Source organism: Frankia sp. R43 (assembly GCF_001306465.1).
Taxonomy (GTDB): domain Bacteria; phylum Actinomycetota; class Actinomycetes; order Frankiales; family Frankiaceae; genus Parafrankia; species Parafrankia irregularis.
Window position 1 is genome coordinate 341,064 of the sequence record NZ_LFCW01000008.1, and the last position, 14,541, is coordinate 355,604.

The following is a 14,541-nucleotide window of genomic DNA, read 5'->3' on the forward strand; positions in this document are numbered from 1 at the left end:
CCTCGCACGGCACATGGCACGCGGCACGACGGGAACAGCGCGCTGAAGAACCCTTTCCCGTACTACACGTCGGGCGCCACGACCGGCAAGCAGTCCCGCGGGCCCCCGGCTCCCGCGGGACACGCCGGCTCCCGCCGGCCCCGCCCACGGTCAAAGGGAGAGGGTCAAAGGGAGAGGATGGTGACGGCCGCGGTGCCGGGGGCTCCGTAGACCTGCGCGTAGCCGACCCGCGGGCTGCCGGGAACCTGCCGCTCGCCGGCCTGCCCGCGAAGCTGGCGGACCAGCTCGTGCACCTGCCGCAGCCCGGAGGCGCCGATCGGCTCGCCGTTGGCGATCAGGCCACCGTCGGTGTTGACCGGCAGCCGGCCGCCGATCTCGGTGGCGCCCTCGGCGAGCAGCTTCTCCTGTTCGCCGTCGGCGCAGAAACCGTTCTCGGCGAGATGTATGACCTCTGCACCGGCGTCGGTGTCCTGCAGCTGGACGACATCCACGTCCTCGGGGCCGATCCCGGCGGCCTCGTAGGCCGCCCGCGAGGCGTACACCGTCGGCGCGGCGTCCTCCTCGACGGCCGCCCAGGTGGTGTTCACCTCGTACGCGCCGTATCGGCGGGTACGGATCACCGAGGCTCGTACGAAGACCGGCGCATCGGTGTAGCGGTGGGCGATGTCGGCCCGGCACAGGACCACGGCCGCCGCACCCTCGTCCGGAGCGCAGAACATGAACTGCGTCAGCGGGTAGTTGAGCACCGGCGAGGCCAGGATCTCATCCTCGGAGATCGGCTTGCGCCGGAACGCGTTGGGATTGAGCACGCCGTTGCGGAAGTTCTTCGCCGCCACCCGGGCCAGTGTGCGGGAGGTGATTCCGTGGTCGTGCATATAACGATTGATCTTCATTCCGAAGAACTTCGTCGTGACGTACTGACCGTTCTCGGCGTACCACGACGGCATGTTCACCAGCATCGGGTCCTCGACGAAGGCCCCGCGCGGATGCTTGTCCAGGCCGACGGCGACGGCGATCTCGCACTGGCCGGTCCGGATGGCATTGGCCGCCTGCTGGATCGCGCTGGCCGCCGTCGCGCAGGCGTTGAAGACGTTGATGAACGGGATACCGGTCAGGCCGAGCAGCCCGGTCAGGGGATCGGTCTGCGCCACCTCCCAGCTGCCCCCGCAGGCGAACTGGACGTCCTGCCAGCCCACTCCCGCGTCGGCGAGCGCGAGGTCGATCGCCTCGGCGCCCATGGCGAACGCAGACTTGGCGCCGAACCGGCCGAAGGGATGAAGACCGGCTCCGATGATCGCGACATCGTTCATCGTGGACTCCTCAGCGGCCATCGGTGTCGGTGCTGCCGGTGCTGCCGGTGCTTTCGGAAACCGGCGCGAAGGCGAAGGTCATGACCTCGTCACCGGCGTCGTCGACATAGAAGGGAACGATCGACAGCTCCATCTCCATGTCAAAAGCCAGTTTCGCCGGGTCGTTCTCCGTCAGCCTCGACTCGACCCGGATGACATCGTCAAGCTGCACGAGGCCGACCCCGAACGGAGTGAATCCATCCGCCTTGTCGGATCCCGCGTAGGGCAGCTTGGGAACGAAACCCTGCGTCGTCCAGGCCACCAGCCGGCCGCGCCGCGGCAGGAGCAGCTCGGCCATGCTGGACCGCCCGCAGCGGGGGCAGCGGGACTGCGCGGGAAACGTCGTCGCCGCGCAGTCGCCGCACCGGCTGCCGATCAGCTGCGGCGTGTCGTGCGGCCAGGTGAAGACTTCGGCCAGTGGCCTTTGCATGAGCGCCTCGCCCTCTGCTCGATCGACGCCGCCCACCATAACACCAAATGTCTAGAGGTTTCACCCGTCACGGCGACCCGTGCGGCCGCTCGACGCGGTAGACGCAGCGCGTCCCCGAGTAGATGGTCGGCATGCACTCGTTGCAGTGCACGCAGGCGGACCGGGTGGATTCCTCGGCCTGGATCCGCAGGAGCAGGTCCGGCTCGCGCAGCAGAGCGCGGCCCATGGCGACGAAGTCGAAGCCCTCCGCCATCGCCTCGCGCATCATGGCCAGGTTCGTGATGCCGCCGAGCAGCACCAGCGGCATGGACAGCTCGCGGCGGAACTGCCGGGCCCGCTCGAGCAGGAATCCGTCCCGGTAGGGGTACTCCCGCAGGAAGGAACGGCCGACCAGCCGGAACCCCCAGCGCGCCGGCGGCGGGAGTCCCTTCGCGAAGGACTTCCGCGGTGCGTCGCCGTGGAAGAGCAGCATCGGGTTGAGCAGCGAGCTGCCGGCGGTCAGCTCCAGTGCGTCCAGCGCACCGTCGGCCTCCAGCCGGACCGCCACCTGCAACGACTCGGGAACCGTGAGGCCGCCCGAAACCCCGTCCTCCATGTTCAGTTTCGCGATCACCGCCAGCCGGCCGCCCACCGCCTCCCGCACCGCCCGGGCGACCTCCCGCGCCAGTCGGGCCCGGTTCTCCAGCGGCCCGCCGTAACGGTCCCCGCGCCGGTTCAGCCTGGGGCTCAGGAACGAGCTGACCAGGTAGTTGTGCCCGAAGTGGAGCTCGACCGCGTCGAACCCGGCCTGCTCCGCCAGCTTCGCCGCATCCGCGTGGGCGGCGACGACCCGCGCGATCCCGTCGATGTCGGGAACCTGCACCGGCCGCATCGCGAGCGGGCTGAACATCCGGCTGGGCGCGAGGGCGGGGGCCCGGTTGGAGGCCGCGTTGGCCACCGGGCCGGCATGCCCGATCTGCGCGCTGGCCGCCGCGCCGTGCGCGTGGACCGCGTCGGTCAGCCGGCGCAGCCCCGGGACGGCCTGCGGGCGCATCCAGATCTGGTGACGGTCGGTGCGCCCGCCCGGGGCGACCGCGCAGTAGGCCACGGTGGTCATCCCGACCCCGCCGGCGGCGACCTCCCGGTGGAACTCGATCAGCTCGTCGGTCACCAGGGCGTCCGGGGTGCGTCCCTCGAACGTCGCCGATTTGATCACTCTGTTGCGCAGGGTGATCGGGCCGAGCGCGGCCGGCGCGAAGACCTCGTTCATCTGCTTCCCCTGTTTCCGCCCGGAGGCACGGTCAGCGGCGACGGTCAGAGGCGTTCGATGATGGTGACGTTTGCCTGGCCGCCGCCCTCGCACATCACCTGCAGGCCGTAGCGGCCACCGGTGCGTTCGAGCTCGTGCAGCAGGGTCGCCATCAGCCTGGTGCCGGTGGCACCAATCGGATGCCCCAGCGCGACGGCGCCGCCGTTGACGTTGGTGCGGCCGTGGTCGGCGCCGGTCTCCCGCAGCCAGGCCAGCACGACGGAGGCGAACGCCTCGTTGACCTCGAACAGGTCGATGTCGTCGATCGACATCCCGGCGCGTTCCAGCGCCCGCCGGGTCGCCGGGATCGGCGCGGTGAGCATCCACACCGGGTCGTCGGCGTAGGCGCTGAGGTGGTGGACGCGGGCCCGCGGGGTCAGTCCATGGGTGCGCACCGCGGTTTCGGAGGCCACCAGCAGTGCCGAGGCCGCGTCGCTGATCTGGGAGGCGACGGCGGCGGTGAGCCGGCCGCCTTCGGTCAGGGTGCGCAGGCCGGCCATGTTCGCCAGCGAGGTCTCCCGGCGCGGCCCCTCGTCCACCGCGAAGTCGCCGACCGGCTCGATCTCCCGCGCGAAACGGCCCTCGTCGATCGCCGCGAGCGCACGCTGATGGCTGGCGAACGCGAACTGCTCCATCTGCTCGCGGGAGACGCCCCACTTCTCTGCGATCATCTCCGCGGCGCGGAACTGGGAGACCTCCTGGTCGCCGTAGCGTTCCCGCCAGCCGGGTGACTGCGCGAACGGCGTGCTGAAACCGAACTGCGCGCCGACGGTCATCGCCGCGGAGATCGGGATCGCGGACATGTTCTGCACCCCGCCGGCGACGACGAGATCGGCCGTCCCGGACAGGACGCCCTGCGCGGCGAAGTGCACCGCCTGCTGGCTGGAGCCGCACTGCCGGTCGACCGTCACCCCCGGGACGTGCTCGGGCAGGCCGGCGACCAGCCAGGACGTCCGGGCGACGTCGCCGGCCTGGGAGCCGAGGGTGTCGGTGCAGCCGAAGATCACGTCGTCGACGGCGCCCGGGTCGATCCCGGTGCGCCGCATCAGCGCGCGCAGCACGTGCCCGCCGAGGTCGGCGGAGTGCACCTGCGCCAGCGAGCCACCGCGGCGGCCGACCGGTGTCCGCACCGCGTCGATGATGTAGGCCTGACCCACCTGAGTCTCCCGTCGCTCACGGATGCCGGCTGCGGAAGCGATGCCGGCCACGGATGCCGGCTACGGATGCTGGCTGCTGACCGAGACGACCTCGCCGGTCAGGTAGGACGAGTAGTCGCTGGCGAGGAAGACCATGACGTTGGCGACCTCCCACGGCGCCGCGGCGCGGCCGAACGCCTCCCGGCCCCGGAGCTCGGCGAGCAGGTCGGCGCTGGTCACCTTCTCCAGGAACGGGTGCATCGCCAGGCTCGGGGCGACCGCGTTCACCCGGATGCCGTGCGCGGCGACGTCGATGGCCGCGCACCTCGTCAGCGCCATCACGCCGGCCTTCGCCGCCGCGTAGTGGGCCTGGCCCTCCTGGGCGCGCCAGCCGACGACCGAGGCGTTGTTGACGATGACACCGCGGGTACCGCGCTCGATCATCCGCCGGGCGGCGGCGCGCACGCAGCGGAACGTGCCGTTGAGGGTGACGTCCAGGACCTTCGACCACTGCTCGTCGGTCATGTCCACGATGGCGGCGGTGCCACCGAGACCGGCATTGTTGATCATGACGGAGACCCCGCCGAACCGCTCCGCCGCGTCGATCAGGGCGGCGACGTCGGCCTCGCGGGTGACGTCGCAGACCAGCGACGCGACGCGCTCGGTGCCGAACTCGGCGCTGAGGGCCTCGGTCGCCTCGGCGAGCCGCCGGGAATGGGTGTCGCTGAGCACCACGGCGCGGGCGCCCTCCTCCAGGCAGCGGCGGACCACGGCGGCGCCGATGCCGGCGCCCGCCGCGGCCGTCACGACCACCGTCCGCTCCGCGAGCAGCCCGTGCCCGGGCACGTACGGCGGCGTCGGCGGCACGTACGGCGGCGGCACCTCCGCCGGCCCGCCACCGCTGCTGGTTCCGGACGCGCTGGTCAACCGCGTGGCTCCTTCGGGAGACCGAGCACCCGCTCGGCGATGATGTTGCGCTGGATCTCGTCGGAGCCGCCGTAGATCGTGTCGGCCCGGCTGAACAGGTACAGCGCCTGCAGCCGGTCGAGGCCGTAGGGCGGCTCCGCGACGGTCAGGCCGGCGGCGCCGCGCACCGCCATCGCCAGTTCGCCGAGGTCACGGTGCCAGCGCCCCCACAGCAGCTTCGAGACCGACGCCGACGCCGACGACACCGACGACGACGCCGACACCGACGCCGACGCCGCCGATGCCGCCGGCACCACGGAACCGGCGTCGTGGGCGCTCAGCGTCCGCAGCGCGTGGGTGCGCAGCACCTCCAGACCGAGCCGGGCCCGCGCGAGGCGATCGGCGAGCACCGGGTCGTCGACCGCGCCGGTGCGCCGCGCCTCGGCGACCACCGCGTCCAGCTCCCGGGCGAAACCGACCTGCTGGCCGACGGTGGACACCCCACGCTCGAACCCGAGCGTCGCCATCGCCACCCGCCACCCGTCGCCCGGGGCGCCAACGACCAGGTCGGCGGCGGTCCGCGCACCGTCGAAGAAGACCTCGTTGAACTCCGACGTCCCGGTCAGCTGCACGATCGGACGGACCTGCACCCCGGGCTGGTCCATCGGCACCAGCAGGTACGACAGGCCGGCGTGGCGCCGCGAGCCCGGATCGGTGCGGACGACGGCGAAACACCAGTCGGCCTGCTGCGCCAGCGACGTCCACACCTTCTGCCCGTCGATCACCCACTGGTCGCCGTCGCGCCGCGCCCGGGTGCGGACGGAGGCCAGGTCGGAGCCGGCGTCCGGCTCCGAGTAGCCCTGGCACCACAGCTCGGTCGCCGCGGCGATGCCGGGCAGGAAACGGGCGCGCTGCTCGTCGGTGCCGTGCGCGATCAGCGTCGGGCCGAGCAGCTCCTCGCCGAGGTGGTTCACCCGGGCCGGCGCGTCGGCCCGGGCGTACTCCTCGTGGAAGATCACCTGCTGGACCAGGCTGAGCCCACGCCCCCCGAACTCGACCGGCCAGCCCAGGCACGTCCACCCGGCGGCGGCCAGACGCCGGTTCCAGGCCACCCGGGCCTCGAACGCCTCGTGCTCGCGGCCGGAGCCGCCCAGCCCGCGCAGGCCGGCGAACTCTCCGACGAGGTTCTCGGCGAGCCACTGCCGCACCTGCTGACGGAACTCCTCGTCGGCAACGGAACTGGTCAGATCCATGGCGACCTCCCGGCCCACCGTCCGGTGCCGGCAGCGGGCGGCCACACACTATCCCACCAAGCACTTGTTTGGTACGGTCACGGCCGGCCCGCACAGTCTGGAGACCCGCACAGCCCGGAGTCCCGCACAGCCCGGAGTCCCGCACAGCCTGGAGGCGTGACCTTGACGACGCACGAGCCCGTCGCCGACACCGGCGCGGTCGTCACCTACGAGGTGCGCGGCCCGGTCGCGGTCGTGACCGTCAACCGCCCGCAGTACACAAACGCGCAGAACTCGAAGGTCACCTACGCGCTGGACGCCGCCTTCGTCCGCGCCACCGATGACGACGAGGTGAAGGTCATCGTGCTCGCCGGCAACGGGAAACACTTCAGCGGCGGGCACGACATCGGCACCCCCGGCCGTGACATCGACGAGACCTTCGACCGCCGGGCCGTGATCTGGTGGGACCACGTCGGCCGGCCCGGCCTCGACGGGCGCTTCGCCCGCGAGTCGGAGGTCTACCTCGGCATGTGCCGGCGCTGGCGCGAGATCCCCAAGCCGATGATCGCCATGGTGCAGGGCGCCTGCATCGCCGGCGGCCTGATGCTGGCCTGGAGCTGCGACTTCATCGTCGCCTCCGACGACGCCTTCTTCTCCGACCCGGTGGTGCGGATGGGCATCCCGGGGGTGGAGTACTTCGCCCACCCCTGGGTGATGAACCCGCGGGCGGCCAAGGAGTTCCTGTACACCGGCGACCGTTTCCCGGCGTGGCGGGCGCACCAGCTCGGGATGGTCAACCACGTCGTGCCCCGCGCCGAGCTCGCCGACTTCGTGTTCGCGATGGCCGGGCGGATCGCCGCGATGCCGAGGCTGGGCCTCGCGCTCACGAAGAAGGCCGTCAACCAGATCGAGGACATCCAGGGCCTGCGCACCGGGATGGACGCCGCGTTCGGCCTGCACCACGCCGCGCACGCGCACAACGCCGAGGTCGGCACCGACTCCCTAGGCGGCCTGGACGCGAAGGCCATGGCCCGCACCAACAAGCAGGCGGCTGGTGAGGCCATGCCGGACGATGCCGCCGCGGACAAGGCTGCCGCGGGCGGGACAACGGCAGGCGACGCATGAGCCTGGAGTTCACTCCGCGGGAGCTGGCGTTCCGCGCCGATGCGCGGGCCTGGCTGACCCGGAACAACCCCGGCCGGCTGCCGTCGATGGACACCCCGGCCGGTGCCGCCGAGCACCGGGCCTGGGAGCGGGCACTGGCCGCCGCGCGCTGGTCGGTCGTCGCCTGGCCAGCGGAGTTCGGCGGGCGCGACGCGACGCTCACCGAATGGGTGATCTTCGAGGAGGAGTACTACCTCAGTGGCGCACCGACCCGGATCGCCCAGAACGGCATCTCGCTGCTCGCCCCGATCCTGTTCGAGCACGGCACCGCCGAACAGCGCCGGCGCTACCTGCCCCCGATGGCGGACGGCACCGAGATCTGGGCACAGGCCTGGTCGGAGCCGGAGGCCGGCAGCGACCTCGCGGCCCTGCGTGCCCGGGCGCGCCGCGACGACGAGCGCGGCGGCTGGCTGCTGACCGGGCAGAAGACGTGGAGCTCCCGGGCCCCGTTCGCCGACCGCGGGTTCGGCCTGTTCCGCACCGACCCGGGCGCCGAGCGCCACCGCGGCCTGACCTACTTCCTGTTCCCGCTCGACGCCCCCGGGGTCACCGTCCGTCCCATCGCGCAGCTCGACGGCGACGCCGGCTTCGCGGAGATCTTCTTCGACGACGTCCTCGTGCCCGACGCCGACGTCCTCGGTGCCGTCGGCGACGGCTGGCGGGTGGCGATGAGCACCGCCGGCAACGAGCGCGGGCTGTCCCTGCGCGCCCCGGGCCGGTTCCTCGCCGCCGCCGGGCGCCTGCTCGAGCTGTGGCAGGAGCGCGGCGCCGACGCCGGGCACCTGCGGGACCGGGTGGCCGACGCCTGGATCGGCGCGCAGGCCTACCGCTGGTACACCTGGGGAACCGTCGACCGGCTCCGCGCCGGCGCGGGCATCGGCCCCGCCGGCAGCGTCAACAAGCTGTTCTGGTCGGAGCTGGACGTCGACCTGCACGAGACCGCCCTGGAGCTGCTCGGCCCCGACCAGGAGCTGCGCGGCCCGGGAGCACCGGCCGGCGGAACCTGGCTCGACGACTACCTGTTCGCCCTCGGCGGCCCGATCTACGCCGGGACGAACGAGATCCAGCGCGACATCGTCGCCGAGCGGGTGCTGGGCCTGCCCCGCGGGGACAGCCGGCGGGCCGGCGCATGAGGTTCTCGCTCTCCCCGGAACAGGGCGCGTTCGCCGCGGCGCTCGACGACCTGCTCACCGCCTCGGACGTACCAGCCGCCCACCGGGCGTGGGCCGACGGTGAAACCGGCCCGGGAATCGCGCTGTGGGAGCGGCTGGCCAAGCTCGGTGTCACGGCCCTCGCCATCGGGCCGGAGCACGGCGGCCTCGGTGGCAGCCCTCTCGACCTGGCCGTCGCGTTCGAACGGCTCGGCTACCACGCCGTTCCCGGGCCCTGGGTCGAGACGGTGGCCCTCGCCCCGGTCCTGCTGCGCACCACTGCGGATGAACACCTGCTGCCCGAGATCGCCGACGGCGCGGCGCGGGTCACCTTCGCCCTGCCGCCGACCGTCCCCTACGCCCTGGACTGCGACGTCACCACCCACGCCTACCTCGTCGACAGCGTTGACGTCGTCAACCGCGTCGCCGACCGTGTGCTGCTGCGCGGGCGGCCGGGCGAGGCACTGCGGTCGGTGGACCCGGCCCGGCGGCTGCACGTCCTGACCGGCGGCGCGCCGGTCGCCGGCCTGCGCGAGGGCACGGTGCGCGCCGGGCTCGATCGGGCCGCCCTCGCCGCCGCGGCGATCCTGGTGGGCGCCGGGGAGCGCCTGCTCGCCGAGTCCGTCCGGTACGTCGGCGCCCGCCGCCAGTTCGGGCGGGCCATCGGCGAGTACCAGGCGGTCAAGCACGCGCTCGCGGATGTCCGCGTCGCCCTCGACTTCGCCCGCCCGCTGCTGCACGGCGCCGCCCTCGAGCTCGCGGCGGACACCACCGGCGAGGCTGGAGCCGGGGCCGCGACCGCGGCGGACTCCGCGACCGCGGCGCGGGAGGTGTCCGCGGCGAAGGTGCTCGCCTCGACGGCGGCGCTGCGGGCTGCCCGCACCGCGCTGCAGGTCCACGGCGCCATCGGCTACACCCTGGAATGTGACCTGAGCATCTGGATTCTCGGAGTCCGCGCGCTCGTCGGCGCCTGGGGCACACCCGCGGACCACCGGGCCCGCGTCCTGCGCTCCCTGATGTCCCCGACGGGGGCCTGACCATGCGCCTCGCTCTCAGCGACGAACAGCAGGAGCTCGCCCGCGCGGTCCGCCAGCTGGTCGACCGCCGGGCCGCCGCCCTGGGCACCCGCGCCGCGGCCACGAGCGACCTCGGCTACGACGACATCCTGTGGAAGACCCTGTGCACCCAGATCGGCGGTGCCGCGCTGGCCATCCCGCAGGAGTACGGCGGTGCCGGCGCGACGCTGCTGGAAAGCCACGTGATCCTCGAGCAGCTCGGCGCGACGCTGACTCCGACGCCCTACCTGGGCTCCGCGATCCTCGCCGCGCAGGCGGTGCTCGGCGCCGCCGGGGCCGAGCATCGCGAACGACTGCTGCCCGCGCTGGCCGACGGCACGGTCGGGGCACTCGCCTGGGCCGACGGCACCGGCCGCTGGCGGACGGACGGCGCGGGCGTCCGGGCGACACCGGCCGGCCGCGACACCGGTACCAGTACCGGTACCTGCGACGGCGGGTGGCGGCTGTCGGGCCGCTCAACCCTGGTCCTGGACGGCTCATACGCCGCGATCCTGCTCGCGGTCGCCGAGACCCCCGACGGCCTGGGCCTGTTCGAGGTGGACCCGGCCAGCCCCGGAGTCACCCGCATCCGCGTCCGGGCGCTCGACCTGACCCTGGATCTCGCGACCGTCGCCTTCGACCAGGTCCCCGCCGTCGCGCTGACGTCCGAGGACGCCCGAGTCGGGCCGGCGCTGCGCCACCTGCACGCCGTCGCGGCGACCGCGGTCACGGCGCTGCAGGTCGGCGGGGCCCAGCGCGCACTCGACCGAACCGTCCGCCATCTGCGTGACCGGGTCCAGTTCGGCCGCCCGCTGGGCTCCTTCCAGGCGCTCAAACACCGGGCCGCCGACATGTTCGTCGCGGTCGAGACATCCCGGTCGATGTCCTGGGCCGCCGCCTGGGCCGCCGCCCACGACCCCGCGGACCTGCCACTGCGGGCCGCACTGGCGAAGGCGTGGTGCTCCGAGGCGTTCGCGGCGGTCGCCGGCGAGTCCATCCAGCTGCACGGCGGTATCGCCATCACCTGGGAGGACGACACCCAGCTCTACTTCAAGCGGGCGCACGCCACCGGCCAGCTTTTCGGCCAGGCCCACGAGCACCGGAAGCTGCTCCTTGACGACCCCCACTGACAACGACCCCCGCTGACAACACCGACAGCTCGATGCATCCGACGGAGGAGGTCAGGTGCGGGACAAGACCATGTCCCTGGCAGACGTCTCACAGCAGATCGAGTCGGGGATGACCATCGGCATCGGCGGCTGGGGCTCACGGCGCAAGCCGATGGCCCTGGTGCGCGACCTTCTGCGCACCGACATCAAGGACCTGACCGTGGTCTCCTTCGGCGGCCCGGACGTCGGCCTGCTGTGTGCCGCGGGCCGGGTGCGACGGGTTGTCTACGGCTTCGTCTCCCTCGACAGCATCCCGCTCGACCCGCACTTCCGCGCCGCCCGCGAGAACGGCTCCGTCGCGACGTCCGAATACGACGAGGGGATGTTCGTCGCCGCGCTGCGCGCCGGTGCCAGCCGGCTCTCCTTCCTGCCGACCCGGGCCGGGCTGGAAAGCGACGTCATGGCCATGAACCCACAGCTGCGCACGGTCGCGTCGCCCTACGACGACGACGTGTACGTCGCCGTGCCCGGCATCCGCCTCGACGTGTCGCTCATCCACCTCAACCGGGGCGACGTCCACGGCAACGGGCAGTACCTCGGCCCGGACCCGTACTTCGACGACCTGTTCGCGATGGCCGCCGACCGCTGCTACCTCAGCGTCGAGCGGATCGTGGCCACGGCCGAGCTGACCGCGGCCGCCCCCGTGCAGTCATTGCTGGTCAGCCGGCTGTTCGTGACCGGCGTCGTCGAAGCCCCCGGCGGCGCCCACTTCACCAGCTGCGAACCCGACTACGCCCGGGACGAGCCCTTCCAGGCCGCCTACGCACGGGCGGCCCGCGACGAGCAGTCCTGGCGGGAGTTCACCGAACGGTTCCTCGCCGTGGACGACGCCGGCTACCAGGGGGCCGTCGAGGAGCTGCGCGCGAGCGCCGCTGCCGCCGGAGGGAAGCCATGACGACGACCGGCCGGACGGGCGCCGGCCGGACGGGCGCCACCCGGGCCGAGATCTGCGCGGTGGCCTGCGCCGACGCCTGGCGCGGCGCCGGCGAGGTGCTGGCCCACGCGGTCGGCACGATCCCCGCCGTCGGCGTCCGGCTCGCCCGGCTCACCCACTCCCCCGACCTGGTTCTCTCCGACGGCGAGGCCTTCCTGATGAGCGATCCGCCACCGCTCGGCCGGACCGCCGCCGCGGGCGGGACCATCGAGGGCTGGGTGCCCTTCCGGCGGATCTTCGACATCCTGAGCTCCGGGCGCCGCCACAGCATGATGGGGGCCAGCCAGGTCGACCGGTACGGCAACCAGAACATCTCCGCGATCGGCGACTGGCGGCGACCGGAACGGGCGCTGATCGGGGTCCGCGGCGCGCCCGGCAACACCGTGAACCACCGCACCGACTACTGGGTCGCCAGGCACACCGCCCGCGTCTTCGTCCCGGCCGTGGACGTCGTCTCCGGCGTCGGCAACGACCGCGCGCGGGCACACACCAGCACTTCGCTGCGGTTCCACAACCTCGGTGTGGTGATCTCGAACCTCGGCGTGTTCGACTACGACGAGCGGGGCCGGATGAGGGTCCGCTCCCTGCACCCCGGGGTCAGCGCGGACGAGGTCGCGGCCAACACCGGCTTCGAGCTCGACGCCTCCGCGGCGGGCACCACCCGGCTGCCCGACGACCACGAGCTGGAGCTCATCCGCACCGTCATCGACCCGACCGCGGCCCGCGACCGCGAGGTCCCCGGCTGAGGACCGCTCTCGGGCGGGGTGCGTCAGCCTTTCGGGGTTCTCAGCCTTTCGGGGTTCTCAGCCTTTCGGGGTTTTCAGCCTTTCGGGGTTTTCAGCCGTTCGGGGTGTGCTGCAGGAACGCCGGCCATTCGCCGCCGCCGTCGACGTTGAGGACGGCGCCGGTGACATGGCTCGCCAGCGGCGAGGCGAGCAGCAGGCAGGCGGCGCCGACCTCGGCGGGGGTGGCGAGGACCCCGCGCGGAATCGTGGCCGCGACCTTGGCGACCTGCTCGGCGTCACCGTAGTGGTCCATCGAGCCCGGCGTCGCGACGATGCCGCAGCGCACCGCGTTCACCCGGATCCGCGGCGCCCACTCGACCGCCAGGCTGCCGGTCAGGCTCTCCACTGCCGCCTTCGCCGCGCCGTAGACGGCGGTGCCCGGGCTCGGCCGGCGCGCCGAGATCGAGGTGATGTTGAGCAGCACGCCCTCCCCCGCGTAGGCCAGCAGCGGATGCACCGCGTGCGCGACATGCACCGCCGCCATGAAGTTCAACTGCGCGATCTTGCCGTACAGCTGCGCCGACGATGTCGCCAGCGGCGCGTACGGGGAGCCCCCCGCGTTGTTGACCGCGATGTCGAGGCGCCCGCGGCGCTCGGCGATGTCGGCCACCCAGGCCTGGACCGCTGCGGCGTCCCGGACGTCGACCGGGCTGAAATGCGGCCGGCGCCCGGCGACCTCACGCAGCGAGCCGGGGGTCCGGCGACCGCAGATCTCCAGTTCGGCGCCGGCCCGCAGGAACGTCTCGACGATCCCGTCACCGACCCCGCGACTGCCGCCGGTGACCAGGACGACCTTCCCGGACATGTCGATGGTGAAGGACACCGTGCTGTTCTCCCTCCGCTGCGCCCGACGGAATCGATCTCACTCAGCGCCGCGCCCCGGCACGGCGGGAATGATCTCCGCCGCGAACCACCGGAGGAAATCGAGGTACTCCGCCAGGGAGTCGACCCCGCGCGGCTGCTCGACGGAGGTTCGCGTGATTCCCAGCGCCGGATACTGTTCCGTATACGCCTCGAGGAGCCGCTCGCGGTAGGCCCGGCGCTCGCCGGGGCCGGCGGCGGTGAACCCACCGGCCGGTTCGACGCCGGCCGGCGGTTTGAGCCAGTTGACGTCGAAGGTCTGCTCCTTGCCCGCGAAGTCGGGCTGGGCCCGGATGTAGTCGAGCAGCGGCGGAATCCCGGTGGCCTCGAAGCCGACCGGATTGGGCTGCCAGCCGTCATACCGGGCCGCCCGGCGCAGCGCCGGCCGGGAGTTCCCCCCGACGCGGATCGGCGGGCGCGGTTTCCGGGTCGGCCTCGGCTCGATCGCGAGCCCCTCGATCGCGAAACGCTTTCCCTGATGGCGGGGCGGATCGCTGCTCCAGAGCGCGTCGAGGGCCGCGAGGATCTCGTCCGCGATGGCACCGCGTTCGGTGAACGGGACGCCCAGCGCGGTGAACTCCGCCTCCGCATGGCCGACCCCGACCGACACCCCGAGCCGTCCCCCGGACAGGACGTCGATGGTCGCCAACGCCTTGGCCAGCCGCAGCGGATGATGATAGGGCAGGACGAGTACGGCCGTGTCGAGGCGGATCCGCTCGGTCGCGGCGGCGATGAACGCCAGCACGGTCAGCGCGTCCTGCCAGTAGGGCCCGAGTCGCCCGACCTCGGCGTCCGGCATGCCGAGATGCTCGGAGACGGACACATTCGCGAAGCCGAGAGTGTCCAGCACCGTCAGCATCTGGCGCATCTGCGGCGGGGAGAGGTGCCGGGCCCAGGGATACATGTCCGGGAGATGGCTCGTGCCCGGCAGGATGACATCGAACTTCATGGAGCCTTTCCACCTCGCATTCCGCATTCCCGCATGAACGGTTCTCCGATGACGCCCTGGGCGGTTCCGCAGAACCGCGAGCAACGCACCTCCCGCCGGTGGCTCTCCGTCCGTGACACCTGGGCGGTTCCG

At 72.7% G+C, this 14,541-nt stretch carries 14 protein-coding genes; 6 read left to right on the forward strand and 8 right to left on the reverse strand.

The window, feature by feature from the left end; all coding sequences use genetic code 11:
* Window positions 1–164: 164 nt before the first annotated feature.
* The 6 genes from ACG83_RS31500 to ACG83_RS31525 all read right to left on the reverse strand — a co-directional run bounded on the left by ACG83_RS31500 (window position 165) and on the right by ACG83_RS31525 (window position 6,362).
* Window positions 165–1,310 (reverse strand): thiolase family protein, encoded by a 1,146-nt coding sequence (locus ACG83_RS31500; protein ID WP_054570006.1) that lies wholly within the window; start codon window positions 1,308–1,310, stop codon window positions 165–167.
* A 10-nt stretch (window positions 1,311–1,320) separates the two neighbouring features.
* Window positions 1,321–1,779, reverse strand: coding sequence for a Zn-ribbon domain-containing OB-fold protein (locus ACG83_RS31505; protein ID WP_054570007.1), 459 nt, complete (start codon window positions 1,777–1,779; stop codon window positions 1,321–1,323).
* 67 nt (window positions 1,780–1,846) lie between these two features.
* Window positions 1,847–3,028, reverse strand: a complete 1,182-nt coding sequence (locus ACG83_RS31510; RefSeq protein ID WP_054569888.1) for an NADH:flavin oxidoreductase — start codon at window positions 3,026–3,028, stop codon at window positions 1,847–1,849.
* Between the two features lie 44 nt (window positions 3,029–3,072).
* Window positions 3,073–4,224 (reverse strand): acetyl-CoA C-acetyltransferase, encoded by a 1,152-nt coding sequence (locus ACG83_RS31515; RefSeq protein WP_054569889.1) that lies wholly within the window; start codon window positions 4,222–4,224, stop codon window positions 3,073–3,075.
* Between the two features lie 60 nt (window positions 4,225–4,284).
* Entirely contained in the window at window positions 4,285–5,085 is an 801-nt protein-coding gene (locus ACG83_RS31520) for an SDR family oxidoreductase (protein WP_054570008.1), read from the reverse strand.
* Window positions 5,086–5,126: 41 nt separating this feature from the next.
* On the reverse strand, window positions 5,127–6,362 hold the full coding sequence (locus ACG83_RS31525) for an acyl-CoA dehydrogenase family protein (RefSeq protein WP_054570009.1): 1,236 nt from the start codon (window positions 6,360–6,362) through the stop codon (window positions 5,127–5,129).
* Between the two features lie 162 nt (window positions 6,363–6,524).
* Between ACG83_RS31525 and ACG83_RS31530 the strand changes: the two genes are divergently transcribed.
* The 6 genes from ACG83_RS31530 to ACG83_RS31555 are packed head-to-tail and all read left to right on the forward strand — an operon-like array spanning window position 6,525 to window position 12,560.
* Complete coding sequence (locus ACG83_RS31530) at window positions 6,525–7,466, forward strand: enoyl-CoA hydratase (protein ID WP_083473768.1); 942 nt, start codon at window positions 6,525–6,527, stop codon at window positions 7,464–7,466.
* Window positions 7,463–8,638, forward strand: a complete 1,176-nt coding sequence (locus ACG83_RS31535; RefSeq protein ID WP_054569890.1) for an acyl-CoA dehydrogenase family protein — start codon at window positions 7,463–7,465, stop codon at window positions 8,636–8,638. The genes ACG83_RS31530 and ACG83_RS31535 overlap by 4 nt, the downstream gene beginning before the upstream one ends.
* Window positions 8,635–9,693, forward strand: a complete 1,059-nt coding sequence (locus ACG83_RS31540; RefSeq protein ID WP_054569891.1) for an acyl-CoA dehydrogenase family protein — start codon at window positions 8,635–8,637, stop codon at window positions 9,691–9,693. Before ACG83_RS31535 ends, ACG83_RS31540 begins: the two co-directional genes overlap by 4 nt.
* Before the next feature lie 2 nt (window positions 9,694–9,695).
* Complete coding sequence (locus tag ACG83_RS31545) at window positions 9,696–10,841, forward strand: acyl-CoA dehydrogenase family protein (protein WP_054569892.1); 1,146 nt, start codon at window positions 9,696–9,698, stop codon at window positions 10,839–10,841.
* 55 nt (window positions 10,842–10,896) lie between these two features.
* Entirely contained in the window at window positions 10,897–11,775 is an 879-nt protein-coding gene (locus ACG83_RS31550; RefSeq protein WP_152991580.1) for a CoA transferase subunit A, read from the forward strand.
* The gene (locus tag ACG83_RS31555; protein ID WP_054569893.1) at window positions 11,772–12,560 is read left to right on the forward strand and encodes a CoA-transferase subunit beta; all 789 of its coding nucleotides are present in this window, start codon (window positions 11,772–11,774) and stop codon (window positions 12,558–12,560) included. Before ACG83_RS31550 ends, ACG83_RS31555 begins: the two co-directional genes overlap by 4 nt.
* A gap of 91 nt (window positions 12,561–12,651) precedes the next feature.
* Here ACG83_RS31555 and ACG83_RS31560 read toward each other — a convergent pair whose 3' ends face one another.
* A complete protein-coding gene (locus tag ACG83_RS31560) occupies window positions 12,652–13,422 on the reverse strand; it encodes an SDR family oxidoreductase (RefSeq protein WP_152991581.1) in 771 nt (256 codons plus the stop codon).
* Window positions 13,423–13,461: 39 nt separating this feature from the next.
* Window positions 13,462–14,409, reverse strand: coding sequence for a TIGR03619 family F420-dependent LLM class oxidoreductase (locus tag ACG83_RS31565; RefSeq protein WP_054569894.1), 948 nt, complete (start codon window positions 14,407–14,409; stop codon window positions 13,462–13,464).
* Between the last annotated feature and the right edge of the window lie 132 nt (window positions 14,410–14,541).